The 12,683-nt window shown below is 69.3% G+C and carries 10 protein-coding genes and 1 pseudogene; 4 read left to right on the top strand and 7 right to left on the bottom strand.

Going from position 1 to position 12,683, the window contains the following annotated elements; all coding sequences use genetic code 11:
- Nucleotides 1-4 precede the first annotated feature (4 nt).
- Nucleotides 5-1,249 (top strand): glycosyltransferase, encoded by a 1,245-nt coding sequence (locus tag HDC31_RS01310; protein ID WP_113680459.1) that lies wholly within the window; start codon nt 5-7, stop codon nt 1,247-1,249.
- Nucleotides 1,250-1,289: 40 nt separating this feature from the next.
- Here the strand turns inward: HDC31_RS01310 and HDC31_RS01315 are convergent, their stop codons facing one another.
- Together HDC31_RS01315 and HDC31_RS01320 are read right to left on the bottom strand one after the other, a co-directional pair.
- Entirely contained in the window at nt 1,290-1,793 is a 504-nt protein-coding gene (locus tag HDC31_RS01315) for a hypothetical protein (protein ID WP_179515739.1), read from the bottom strand.
- Nucleotides 1,794-1,828: 35 nt separating this feature from the next.
- Nucleotides 1,829-1,990 (bottom strand): hypothetical protein, encoded by a 162-nt coding sequence (locus tag HDC31_RS01320; RefSeq protein ID WP_179515740.1) that lies wholly within the window; start codon nt 1,988-1,990, stop codon nt 1,829-1,831.
- Between the two features lie 85 nt (nt 1,991-2,075).
- Between HDC31_RS01320 and HDC31_RS01325 the strand changes: the two genes are divergently transcribed.
- Nucleotides 2,076-3,050 carry a GlxA family transcriptional regulator gene (locus tag HDC31_RS01325; RefSeq protein ID WP_179515741.1) on the top strand — a complete coding sequence of 325 codons (975 nt, stop codon included), beginning with the start codon at nt 2,076-2,078 and terminating at the stop codon, nt 3,048-3,050.
- Nucleotides 3,051-3,148: 98 nt separating this feature from the next.
- Here the strand turns inward: HDC31_RS01325 and HDC31_RS01330 are convergent, their stop codons facing one another.
- Nucleotides 3,149-3,853, bottom strand: a complete 705-nt coding sequence (locus tag HDC31_RS01330) for an NRDE family protein (protein WP_113680457.1) — start codon at nt 3,851-3,853, stop codon at nt 3,149-3,151.
- Nucleotides 3,854-3,921: 68 nt separating this feature from the next.
- Here HDC31_RS01330 and coaBC point away from each other — a divergent pair, with 68 nt between their 5' ends.
- Nucleotides 3,922-5,121 (top strand): bifunctional phosphopantothenoylcysteine decarboxylase/phosphopantothenate--cysteine ligase CoaBC, encoded by a 1,200-nt coding sequence (coaBC, locus tag HDC31_RS01335; RefSeq protein WP_113680462.1) that lies wholly within the window; start codon nt 3,922-3,924, stop codon nt 5,119-5,121.
- A gap of 127 nt (nt 5,122-5,248) precedes the next feature.
- On the top strand, nt 5,249-7,471 hold the full coding sequence (locus HDC31_RS01340) for an ATP-dependent Clp protease ATP-binding subunit (RefSeq protein ID WP_179515742.1): 2,223 nt from the start codon (nt 5,249-5,251) through the stop codon (nt 7,469-7,471).
- Nucleotides 7,472-7,589: 118 nt separating this feature from the next.
- On the opposite strand, the gene HDC31_RS01345 is transcribed toward HDC31_RS01340, so the two are convergent.
- The 4 genes and pseudogenes from HDC31_RS01345 to HDC31_RS01355 form a co-directional block, all read right to left on the bottom strand.
- Nucleotides 7,590-9,866, bottom strand: coding sequence for an excinuclease ABC subunit UvrA (locus HDC31_RS01345; protein WP_218867278.1), 2,277 nt, complete (start codon nt 9,864-9,866; stop codon nt 7,590-7,592).
- 64 nt (nt 9,867-9,930) lie between these two features.
- Nucleotides 9,931-10,518 (bottom strand): nitroreductase family protein, encoded by a 588-nt coding sequence (locus tag HDC31_RS20090; protein WP_258546257.1) that lies wholly within the window; start codon nt 10,516-10,518, stop codon nt 9,931-9,933.
- A 138-nt stretch (nt 10,519-10,656) separates the two neighbouring features.
- A pseudogene (locus tag HDC31_RS20095) lies at nt 10,657-11,577 on the bottom strand (transporter); the annotation flags it as partial.
- A gap of 77 nt (nt 11,578-11,654) precedes the next feature.
- Complete coding sequence (locus HDC31_RS01355; RefSeq protein ID WP_058631741.1) at nt 11,655-12,563, bottom strand: LysR substrate-binding domain-containing protein; 909 nt, start codon at nt 12,561-12,563, stop codon at nt 11,655-11,657.
- Nucleotides 12,564-12,683: the final 120 nt, after the last annotated feature.

Genomic DNA, 12,683 nt, shown 5'->3' on the forward strand with positions numbered 1-12,683 from the left:
CGCCATGCACATCGTCTTCTTCGGCGATCAACACCTCGACTCCCTCGGGGGAGCGCAGGTGTCGATGCGGCTCCAGCGGGAGTTCCTGGAACGCGCCGGTCACACCGTGACGGTCGTGGCTCCGAAGATGCACGGATCGCGTGCGTCGTCCGGCACCCACGGCGGCGCGTACGTCGACCTGCCGTCGATGCCGATCACGACGGATCGCGAATACTCGATGAGCTGGCCCGGGCGCGGCACCGATCGCTTCCTCGACAAGGCCATGACCCGCCGTCCGCCCGTCGACCTGGTGCACGTCCAGGCCGACTTCTGGGGAGCCTTCATCGGACACCGGTATGCGCAGCGCCACGGCATCCCGGTCGTGCACACCATGCACAACCGGGTCGACGTCGGTATCGCCGCCGTCACTCCGCTGCACCGCCCGGTGCTCGCGGCGCTCAACGCCTGGCGCGGCATCGCCCTGCGCGGCATCGCGGTTCCGTCGAAGGGGCGATACCCGGCGAAGGGAAGCGACGGGTGGGCGTTCCTGCGCGGCCTCGCCGCCGGGGCGTCCGCCGTGACGGCCCCCTCGACGCACTTCGCCCGCCGCCTCGAGCAGCACGACGTCTTCCCGCATGTGGACGTGATCTGGAACGGCATCGACGACGACGTCCGCGAGCAGACGCTCGCGGACAAGCCCGCAGACCGCGTGCCGGGGATACCGCGGTTCGTCTGGCTCGGCCGGATGAGCCCGGAGAAGCGTCTCCTTCCGTTCCTCGAGGCGTTCGTCGCTTCGGGAGTCGTCGCCGATCTGGAGATCATCGGGGGAGGCGCTCAGCGCGCAGCCGCCGAGAAGATCGTCCGCGCACGCGACGGCGTGCACTTCGCCGGACGCCTCACCTACCCGCAGACGTTGGCGCGCATCGCCGCCGCCGACGCGCTCGTGCAGACGTCGATCGGCTTCGAGACCCAGGGGATGACCCCTTTCGAGGCAGCCACCCTCGGAACGCCGTCGGTGATCTGCGACCCCGACATCGCCGCGGAGCTCGGCGGCGGGCTGTGGGCCGTACCAGAGCCTGATGCGGAAGCAGGATCCGGGGTGGACCGGGAGGCTCGCCGACGCGTCGCGCTGGCTGAGACGCTGCGACGTGCGGCAGACGACATCGCGCGTGGGGCGGCTCCTGTTCCGCTGCCCGAGGTGGCCGAGGCGTTCCGACAGTCATCGCGCACGGCGGCGATGGTCGAGGTCTACGAACGGGTGCTCGCATGATCACGACGGCGCCGGCAGTCGTGTCTTCGAGCAGGCAGCCTCAGAACAACTGGTAGAAGAGCGACGACATCCAGGTGGTCGCCATGCCGATGGCGCCCACTCCGGCGATGCCGATCGCGATGCCGGCGAGCAGGTGCGGGCCGGGCCGGCGTACGGCGACGAGCCCGAGGATGAACGCCAGGACGTATGCGACGAGGCTCACCACGCCGACCAGGCCGGAGAGGGCGTTGTACCAGCCGTAACCGTCAGCGGCGAAGTAGGCGAACGGCGCCGTCAGCGAGATGACGAGATTGACGGCGAAAGCGATCACCGCGATGAGGAACGCGACCCTTCCGAGCGGGTTCCCCGTGTCAGCGGGGTGCTGCGGCGCACCATAAGACGGAAGCGGTGCCGGCGGGTACTGGGGTGCTGCGGGGTGCTGCGGGGCGGGGTACTGCGGGGAGGGGTTCTGCGGTGCTGCGGGGTTCTGCGATGTCGTCGGGTACTGCGGAGACGCGGGCAGGTGCGGGGCGGGGGGACCGGAAGGTCGCTGAGGCTCGCTCATGACGACGAGCGTAGCCCCCGCGGTCATGGTGCTGGTCAGCGGTAACCGTGCCCCGACTCGGCCTGCTGCCCGACATCGCGTCCTGCGAGGCGCGTCCAGTCGGTCGGGGTGCGACGGTATCCGTCGCGGCGCAGTTCGACGAAGGTGGCGATCGTGGCCCACGCGGCGAGGGCGAGGAGTGCGATGAGGAGTATCATGGCAGAAACGCTACGTTCGATGCCGAACCGCCACGAGTGGCAGAATAGACTCTGAACGTATGAAAACTGCCAACCGAGAGTGTGTATGAAGACGGTCGCCTGTGTCATCCAGGACGGGTTCGCGCCCTTCGAATTCGGCGTCGCCTGCGAGGCGTTCGGCCTCGACCGCGCCGATGACGGGGTGCCGAACTTCGACTTCCGCATCGTCGCTCCCCGTGCCGGCGTCGTGACGTCGAAGATCGGCTTCTCGGTGAACGTCGAGCACGATCTGACCTTCGCCTACGAAGCCGACCTCGTGGTGTTCTGCCCTCTTCCCCGGGAGAACTGGGGCGACGTGGATCCGCTTCTGGTCGACGTCGCCCGCCATGCGGTCGACCGCGGCGCGTGGGTGATGAGCGTGTGCAGTGGATCGTTCATCCTCGCCGCTGCCGGGGTGCTCGACGGTCGACGCGCCACCACGCACTGGATGTACGCGCACGTCATGGCCGACATGTATCCGCAGATCGACATCGACCCCGACGTGCTGTTCGTGCAGGACGGCAAGATCATCACGAGTGCCGGCACCGCGGCGGGCATCGACGCCTGCCTGCATCTGCTCCGGCAGGAGGTGGGTGCCGAGCTCACCAACCGCATCGCCCGCCGGATGGTCGTGCCCCCGCAGCGCGACGGAGGCCAGGCACAGTTCATCGATCGCCCCATCCCCGTCGTCCCCACCGATTCGCTCGCCGCGGTCGCCGACTGGGCTGTCGAGCACCTGCGCGAAGACCTCGGTGTCGACCAGCTGGCGGCCAGGGCCCTCATGTCGCCGCGCACGTTCGCCCGCCGGTTCAAAGCCGAATACGGCGCGACGCCGGCGGCCTGGCTCGCGCGTCAGCGCATCATCCACGCGCAGCGGATGCTGGAGCGCACCGACCTGCCGCTCGAGCACATCGCCGACGAGTGCGGATTCGGTTCAGCGGCTGTGCTGCGGCAGAACTTCGCGAGAGTGCTCGGGCTGACCCCCACCGCCTACCGTGCGCGGTTCTCCTGTGCCGAGGAATCCGCGGTGCCCGCGGCCTGAGCCGGGCGGGTCCATCACGCAGCCGGATTCAGTGTCCAGGCCGGATTCAGTGTCCAGCCGGGGTCGCTGCTCAGCCAGGGTCAGTGTTCAGGCCGGATTCAGTGTTCAGACCAGTGCGCAGGTGCGGGCAGTGCGACGTCGCGCACCTCGACCCCGTCCTTGGTGACGGCGGCGATGCAGTAGAGCAGGGACTGCGTGGGGTAGCCGTGCGGCCGGTTGTCGCGGATGATCGCCCTGTCGTCTTCCGGAGGGAGCGCGGTCGAAGATGCGAGCAGGGCCGTCCACTCGGCCGTCCAGTCGTCGCTGTCGGCGGTCGGACCCAGGGCGCGGAATTCGGGCAGCCACGCCTGGATCCGCGGAGTCGTCGCATCGTCGAGATCGTCGTGCGCGATCATGTGCGTTCCGGGGTCGATGGGTGTCTCGCGAAGCTCGACGCCGTCCCACGAGAGCACTCTCGCGCCGGCGGGACCCACCTCGAGCAGGTTGAAGCCGTGCATCGGCAGTGGTGCGACCGGCGATCGGCCCGTCACCGACTCCAGGGCGAGGGCGCCGCGGGACACCGCGTGAGCTGCGGGGAGGTCACGCACGTCCGCGCGGTTCAGCAGCACGGCGAGTCGTCCTTCTGCCGGGTTCGCGGCCAGCCACGCGCCGCCCGCTCGGCGGTCGCGGATACCCACCACGCCCGGAAAGTCGTCCGGCCACCACGCTCCGAGGGAGTCCCAGGCCCGCAGCGGGTCTTCGTCGCGGACCGCCAGAAGTCGTGCGGATCCGGCATTCTCGACATCGATCACGACCGTGCACACGGCATCAAGTCTAGGTCGGCGGAACGATCGTCGGCCCGCGGCGGTGGATGCTGGGGCAGAATCGAGACGTGAACATCGTGGTCGGAGTCACAGGCGGCATCGCCGCGTACAAGACGGTGCATCTGGTGCGCCTGCTCACGAAGGGCGGCCACGACGTGACCGTGGTGCCCACCGCGGATGCGCTGCGCTTCGTCGGGCTGCCTACATGGGAGGCGATCAGTCGTCACCCCGTGACAACGAGCGTGCACGAGGATGTGGCACGGGTGCGGCACGTGGCTCTCGGTCAGGCGGCCGACCTCGTGATCGTGGCGCCGGCGACCGCGAACTCGATCGCGAAGATCACTGCCGGGCTCGCCGACGATCTCCTGGGGACCACCCTGCTCGCGACCGAGGCCCCGGTGCTGATCGCTCCGGCGATGCACGCCGAGATGTGGCGGAACAAGGCGACACAGGCGAACATCGCGACCCTGCGGGAGCGCGGTGTGCACCTGGTGGGTCCTGCCGACGGTGAGCTCGCCGGTGGTGACAGCGGTCCCGGCCGGATGTCGGAACCCGAGGAGGTCTTCGCCGCCGCGCAGGCGCTGCTGGCTCCCGGTGACCTCGCCGGCGTGCGGGTGGTGGTCTCGGCCGGCGGCACTCGCGAGCCGATCGATCCCGTGCGTTTCCTCGGCAACCGCTCCAGCGGCCGGCAGGGTGCGGCGCTCGCCGCGGAGGCGGCCGCTCGCGGAGCCGAGGTCACCCTGGTGTCGGCGAACATCTCGGGTGACGTGCTCGCCGACGTGCGGCATCCGTCGATCCGCGTCGTCGGCGTGGGCTCCGCGATCCAGCTCGCAGAGGTGATGAAGCGTGAGGCCGCAGAGTCGGACGTGATCGTGATGGCCGCCGCGGTCGCCGACTACCGACCGGTCGCGGTCTCGGAGCGCAAGCTCACCAAGGAGGGCGGCGGGGTACCCGCCATCGAGCTGATCGAGAACGAGGACGTCGTCGCAGCCCTGGCCTCTGCACGTCGCCCGGGTCAGCTCGTCGTCGGCTTCGCAGCCGAGACTCCGGAGGACGAGGCCGAACTGCTCGCTCGCGCTCGCGGCAAACAGCAGCGCAAGGGTGTCGACCTGCTGGTGGTGAACGAGGTCGGCTGGGAGCGCGGGTTCGAGAGCGCGGAGAATGCCGTGCACATCCTGGGCCCCGGGGGTGCGGTGGCGGCGATCGTCTCCGGCTCCAAACGCGCTGTCGCGTCCGCGATCTGGGACGCGATCGGACGGGAGCGCTGACGAGGCGGACGGACTGGAGGAGAATCTCGGCGAGTGCTAAACTTGAGTCAATAAGACTCAACTTTGATCCCGTCCTCCGACTTGGTGGACGGGAGACGACCAGAAGGAGCAACTCCAGGAGGAGCGCATGACCACCCCGCAGACCGGCAACCAGAACCAAGAGCAGCAGTCCGCCCTCGAGCAGTTCGGCATCAACCTCACCGACCGTGCCCGCGAAGGCAAGCTCGACCCCGTGATCGGACGCGACAGCGAGATCCGTCGGGTCAGTCAGGTGCTCACCCGACGCACGAAGAACAACCCCGTGCTGATCGGCGAGCCCGGCGTCGGTAAGACCGCCGTCGTCGAAGGCCTCGCCCAGCGCATCGTCGCCGGCGACGTCGCCGAGTCCCTCAAGGACAAGGAGCTGGTCACGCTCGACATCTCCGCCCTCGTGGCCGGCGCCATGTACCGCGGCCAGTTCGAGGAGCGGCTGAAGCAGGTGCTCAAGGAGATCACCGAGTCCGACGGGCAGGTCATCACGTTCATCGATGAGCTGCACGTGCTGATGGGCGCCGGTGGCGGTGAAGGCTCGGTCGCCGCATCCAACATGCTGAAGCCGATGCTGGCCCGCGGCGAGTTGCGATTGATCGGCGCGACCACCCTCAACGAGTATCGCGAGTTCATCGAGAAGGACGCAGCGCTCGAGCGCCGCTTCCAGCAGGTCTACGTCGGAGAGCCCACTGTCGAGGACACGATCGCGATCCTCCGCGGCCTCAAGGGTCGGTACGAGGCGCACCACGGGGTGACCATCTCCGACAGTGCTCTCGTTGCGGCCGCGGCCCTGTCGAACCGGTACCTGCCCGCGCGTCAGCTGCCCGACAAGGCGATCGACCTGATCGACGAGTCGATGTCGCGGCTCAAGATGGAGATCGACTCGTCTCCGGTCGAGATCGACCAGCTCAAGCGTCAGGTCGACCGGATGAAGCTCGAGGAGCTCGCCCTCAAGCGCGAGAAGGACGCTGCGTCCAAGGAGCGACTGAGCGCCTTGCGCGAGCAGCTCGTCGGCATGGAGCGACAGCTCGCCGAGCTCGAAGCCCGCTGGGCACGCGAGCGTCAGGGTCTGAACCGGGTGGGCGAGCTCAAGAAGCAGCTCGACGACGCGATCACGCAGCGCGACCTCGCCATGCGCAATGCCGACTACACGAAGGCTTCGAAGCTCGAGTACGAGACGATCAAGCGCCTGGAGCGCGACATCGCGGAGGCCGAGCAGGCGGAGGACACCGCGTCGAGCGAGCCTCGCATGGTCAACGAGCAGGTGACCGAGGAGGACATCGCGGCCGTGATCGCCGCGTGGACCGGCATCCCCGTCGGCCGGTTGCTGCAGGGTGAGAGTGAGAAGCTGCTGCACCTGGAGAACGAGCTCGGCAAGCGCCTGATCGGGCAGAAGGACGCCGTGAAGGCCGTGTCCGACGCCGTCCGCCGTTCGCGCGCGGGGATCAGCGACCCCGGTCGTCCGACCGGATCGTTCCTGTTCCTCGGCCCGACCGGTGTCGGCAAGACCGAGCTTGCCAAGGCGCTGGCGGAGTTCCTCTTCGACGACGAGCACGCCATGGTGCGCATCGACATGTCGGAGTACGGCGAGAAGCACTCGGTGTCCCGGCTCGTCGGCGCCCCTCCCGGGTACGTCGGCTACGAGCAGGGTGGTCAGCTGACCGAGGCCGTGCGTCGCCGGCCGTACAGTGTGATCCTGCTCGACGAGGTCGAGAAGGCGCACCCCGAGGTGTTCGACGTGCTGCTGCAGGTGCTCGACGACGGTCGGCTCACCGATGGGCAGGGGCGCACGGTCGACTTCTCGAACGTGATCCTGATCCTCACCTCGAACCTGGGCTCGCCCATCCTCATCGACCCCGTGCTCGCACCCGATGAGAAACGCGACCAGGTGATGGCGCTCGTGCGGCAGGCGTTCCGTCCGGAATTCCTGAACCGCCTCGACGACATCGTGATGTTCTCGGCGCTGAGCGAAGACGACCTCGCACAGATCGTGGAGCTCTCGGTCGACCAGCTGCACGACCGGCTGAAGGACCGGCGACTCACCCTCGCGGTCACTTCGGATGCGCGGGCCTGGCTCGCCGAGCGCGGGTACGACCCCATGTTCGGTGCTCGTCCGCTGCGCCGCCTCATCCAGAGCGAGGTGCAGAACAAGCTCGCGACCGCGCTGCTCTCGGGCAACGTGCACGACGGCGACACGGTTCGCGTCGACGTGGCCGCCGACGGGATGGGCCTCGTGCTCACCTCGACGACGCCGGAGCCCGAGGCCGACTCCGACTCCGACGAGGATGACGTGATCGAGGCGGAGCTCCTCGAGGACTGACACGCCACGACTGAGCTGAACCGCTCGGACACAGAAGAGGGACCAGCGGGTGATCCGCGGGTCCCTCTTCTCGTGGGGTCTCGGCTTTGACGTGCGGGCTCAGCACTCTCGTGCAGGCTCAGCCGCGCAGACCGGAGGCCGCGGCGAGTGCGCGACCGGTGAGGGAGTCGTCGTCACGCACGATCTCGGACGGCGTCCCGCTGAAGATCAGGCTCCCGCCGTCGGATCCCGCCCCCGGACCGATGTCGATGATGTGATCGGCACGGGCGACCACTCGCAGGTTGTGCTCCACGACCACCAGCGTCGCTCCCTCCTCGAGCAGGTCGTCGAAGAGGAGGTTGATGGTGTCGACGTCGGAGGGGTGCAGGCCGGAGGTCGGCTCGTCGAGGATGATGCGGTCCGCCCGGTCGCGGTGCGGATCGCTGAGGTGGCGGGCCAGCAGCAGACGCTGCTTCTCCCCGCCGGACAGCGTGTCGAGCGACCGGCCGACCGGGATGTATCCCAGTCCGGTGCGCTGCACCCAGGCCAGGGCCTCGACCACGTCGGCATGGGCGGAGAAGAGGGCGCTGACCTCGGCCGGTGGTGCCGCCAGCACGTCGGCGATCGTGGCGCCGTCGACCTGCACGGCCAGAGCGGTCGGGTTGAAGCGCAGCCCGCCGCACGCATCGCAGGGGAGGGACACGTCGTCGAGGAACGCGAGCTCGGTCGTGATGTGGCCGCGGCCGCGACAGGTGGGGCACGCCCCGCGGGAATTGAAGCTGAACCAGGAGGGGTCGAGGCCGGAGGCATCCGCGAACACCGCCCTGACGGTGTCGGCGATGCGAAGGATGCTCAGGGTCGTGGATCGGACGCCGCCGCGCAGCGGTTCCTGTCCGACGACCGTGAAGTCCGGGTGCTGGCGTGGCAGCTCCGCGGTCGCGAACGAGCTCTTGCCGGAACCGGCGACTCCCGTGACGGCCGTGAGCACGCCCAACGGGATGTCGACGTCGAAACCTCGCAGGTTGTGCGAGCGCGCATCCCGCACCGTGATCCGGCCTGACGGTGCCCGTGTCGCTCGACGGATCGGCAACGGCTCGGCGAGCAGGCGCCCCGTCAGTGTGTCGCCGGCGCTGAGCTCGGCCGGCGTCCCCTCGAACTGCACGAGCCCACCGGCAGACCCCGCACCGGGACCGAGGTCGATGATGTGGTCGGCGACCGCGATCACCTGCGGGTGATGCTCGACGACGAGGATCGTGTTCCCGGCATCGCGCAGTCGTTGGAGCAGGGCGACGAGGCGCTGGATGTCGGCGGGGTGCAGCCCGGTGCTCGGCTCGTCGAACACGTAGGTGACGTCGGTGAGCGCGCTGCCGAGGTGTCGCACGATCTTGACGCGCTGCGCCTCGCCGCCGGACAGCGTCGCCGACTCGCGGTCGAGCGCGAGGTAGCCAAGGCCGACCGAGAGCAGGGCGTCGAGCGCATGACGGATCCCTTCGACCGCCGGTGCCACCCGTGGGTCGTCGAACTCCTCGAGCAGCGCGTGCAGCTCGGAGACCGGCATGCGCATCCAGTCCACGATCGAGCGCCCGGCGATGAGGCTGGCCCTCGCGGCTTCGTTCACGCGCGCGCCGCGGCAGTCGGGGCAGGTGTGATGCGTCACGAGTCGGTCGAGCTCTTCGCGCACGGAGGCTGACATCTTCACCGGACGCTGCTTGAGGAACACGTCGCGCATCCGCGTGATGACCCCGTCGAAGCGCGCGCTCTGCGGGAAACGCGGGTCGGGGTCCTCGAGCTTGAGCTTGTCGGCATAGAGGAACTGGTCCATCTCCTCGGCCGTGTAGTCCTTGAGCGGCTTCTCGCGGTCGAACAGTCCACAGTAGGCGAAGCGTTTCCAGCGGTACACGCCTGGACGGAACAGGCTGAACCGCACCGGGCCCTCGTCGATGTTCTTCTCGGGGTCGATCAGTTCATCGATGTCGATGTCGTACACCGTGCCGAGCCCTTCGCAGGTCGGGCACATGCCGGAGGGGTCGTTGAACGAGTACGCGGGGGAGTAGCCGGCTGACGGCTCGCCGACGCGGGAGAAGACGAGGCGCACGAGCGAGGCCAGATCGGTCGCGGTCGCCACGGTCGAGCGCGCGTTGCCCGTGAACCGACGTTGGTCGATCAGCACCGTGAACGTCAGACCGTCCATCGCCTGCACGTCCGGAGCGGGCAGCTGCGGCAGTCGCGAGCGGATGAACGTCGAATAGGAGTCGTTCACGAGCCGCTGCGCCTCGGCGGCGATCGTGTCGAGCACCAGCGACGACTTGCCCGAACCCGAGACGCCGGTGAAGACGGTCAGCAGCTTCTTGGGGACGTCGACGGAGACGTCGCGGAGGTTGTTCGTCCGTGCGCCGGTGATGCGGAGCATATCCATCCGCACACGCTAACGGGGCCCCCGGACAAACCGGAGACCCCGTTGACAGCGTCGGCGGGAGCGGTCAGGCGCTGAGGACGACCGTCTCGTCGATGGGGCGACGCACGCGCGGGGCGACCTCGCGCTGCTGCAGCACCTCGGGCAGGGCCTCGATGTCGCCGAACTCGCCGACGGCGAAGACCGTGACCGGCGCGAACCGGGCCTCGAGGTCCGCGAACTCACGGACCACCTCGGGGTCGAAGCCGCTCATCTGGTGCACGAGCAGGCCGTCGTGGTGGGCCTGCACCGAGAAGTGCGCGACCGCCTGGCCGAGGTCGTAGAGTGCGTGCGTGATCGGGGTGCCATCGGCGGTGGCGGTCTCCGCGATCGCGACGACGAGAACCGCGGCGTTGCCGGCCCATGCCTGGTTGAAGCCCATCAGGGCGTCGACGACCTGGGCGTGGAGTGCAGTGCCGCGACGGGCGACGATGAAGCGCCAGGGCTGGATGTTGTTGGCGGACGGGCTCCAGCGGGCGGCCTCGAGGGCGGTCGCGAGCTTGGCCTCGTCGATCGAGTTCTGCGCGTCGAAGGCGCGGGGGCTCCAGCGGCCGGCGAGGACGTCGAGGACGGGGTGCTCGGTCGGGGCGGTGCGGTCGATCACGGGGGTGCTCACAGAAGTGCCTTTCGGAAGGAGTGGATCGGACTCCTTCGTCCGGGTACACGGGAGCCAACAGATGTATGTGCATGCATATTCCCGGATCGTCCGGATGCCCTCGATGGCCGGATCCCGCAGCGACCGGATGCCGATCGCGGTGACGAACAGCGTGACGGCGATCGCGAGCGCCACGGCCACGGGGCCGGCGGACGACACCTCGGCGACGTCGAGCCAGGCGATCGTGTAGGTCGCGACGGCCGCGACCGGGAAGGTGAACGACCAGAAGCCGAGCGTGAACGGGAGCCGACGGTAACGCGGGATGGTGGCGACCTGCGCGGCGACGAGGAGCGTCATGAGACCGGCGAACGCGGACGAGAGCGGCGATGCGATGCCGTCGGTCAGGGCGAAGAGCGCGAGTCCGCCGACGGCCGGCGGGGCCATCAGCACCGCCAGGCTGGGGGTGAGCGCATCCGGCAGCGGGGGGCCGGCGACCAGGCGCACGAGCACGAGCGTCGTCATCACGACCCAGAAGAGGCATCCGACGCCGAACGCCGCCCATCCGAGCCCCGGCAGCCCGAGTGCCTCCGCGGCGGTCGCGGTGATGAATCCGCCGGCGACCGGCGGCAGGATGTACCCGCCGTGGATCGCGGCGAGCTCGATCCGGCCGGCCATCCAGGTGCTCACCAGCCAGCCCGCCCACACCGCGGTGCTGGCCATCGAGGCGGTCACGATCGTCGAGCCCGCGACGGGGAGCGAGGGAAGCAGCCGGATGCCGATGAGCATCCCTACCAGAGGGAGGATCACGGCGAACGGTGCCTGCGCGGGGTCGCGGAGCTGCGCGCGCAGAGGTGTGCTGCTGCGCACGCCTCTCGCGGTGTGCGCGGCGAGCAGTCCGATCGTCGCCATCGCCGACAGGCCCCAGAAGGCAGGGGCGACGGAAGCGGGCACCGGGGCGACGGCGGTGGCCGCCGACCAGGTCGACGCGACGCCGGCGAGGCCCAGCGCGATCGCCAGAGTGCTCAGCGGGATCCGTGCGGGAGGATTCCGGCCGGAGCGGGTGCGAGTGGAAGAGGACATGTCGAGGTAACCTCTGACATTTTACTCCGGGGTTCACGAAGGCGGCGCGGATGCCGAAGACGGCGCAGACCCCGAGGCTAGGCGGCGAGGTCGTGCGAGGCCGCGTCGGCCAGTGCGCTGCGCACGGCGCGGATCGAGGGAGCGTCCGCAGACACACGCCTCGCGGAGGAGAAGATCTCGCGCCGAGGCTCCTGCGGCAGCGGTGCCAGGTCGACCGTCGGGGTGTCACCCGCCCATACGAGCTCCGGCAGCAGTCCCACTGCGAGTCCGGCATGGATCAGCCGCACGTGGGCGGTGAGGTCGGCGATCTCGAAGCGCACATCGGGCTCGAACCCGGCGGTGCGGCACAGCTGCTCCGCCCAGGCGCGCGACGCGGTGCCGGCAGGTTCCAGCACCCAGGGTTCGTCGCGGGTCGACCACAGCGCGGCGACGGCGTCGGCGTGCGCGGGGGTCCCTGGCCGCCGCGCGAGGGCGATCGCGTCGTGTGCGAGCGCCACCCGGTCGAGGTCGGCGTGGATCGGGCGTGTGCGGCCCGGGTACTGCTCGGCGAGGATGAGGTCGAAGTCGCGGCTGGACACTCCGACGAGTCCGGTCTCCGGGTCGGACTCCGTGACCTCCACTCGCAGGGCAGGATGACGTTCCTTGAGGGCTTCGAGCCCGCGGGGCAGGAGCGAGTGTGCCGTGGACTGGAAGACCGCGATGCGCACGGTGCCCGTGACTTCGGTCAGGGATTCGGCGACGGCGACCTGGGCGTGCTCGAGCTGGTCGAGGATGCCGATGGCCTCGGCGACGAGCACGTTCCCCTGCGGCGTGAACTGCACCCCGCGCCCGACCCGGCGCAGCAGCGGCACGCCCACGTCGCGCTCCAGCGCACTGAGCTGCTGCGACACCGATGCCTTGCTGTAGGACAGGGCGTCGGCGACGGCCGACAGTGTCCCGCGACGCGACAGCTCCACCAGCATCCGCAGTCTGTTCACGTCGAGCACGGCGGGTCCTTCGTTCGGCGCCTATCGTTCAGAGGAACTGAACAGAATCCACGCAAATCGGTTGATAGACGGAGCCTACCGAGCGGCAGGACAATGATCCAGCCGCACACGAAATCCCGG

This window comes from Microbacterium sp. JAI119, assembly GCF_013410135.1.
Taxonomy (GTDB): Bacteria; Actinomycetota; Actinomycetes; order Actinomycetales; family Microbacteriaceae; genus Microbacterium; species Microbacterium oxydans.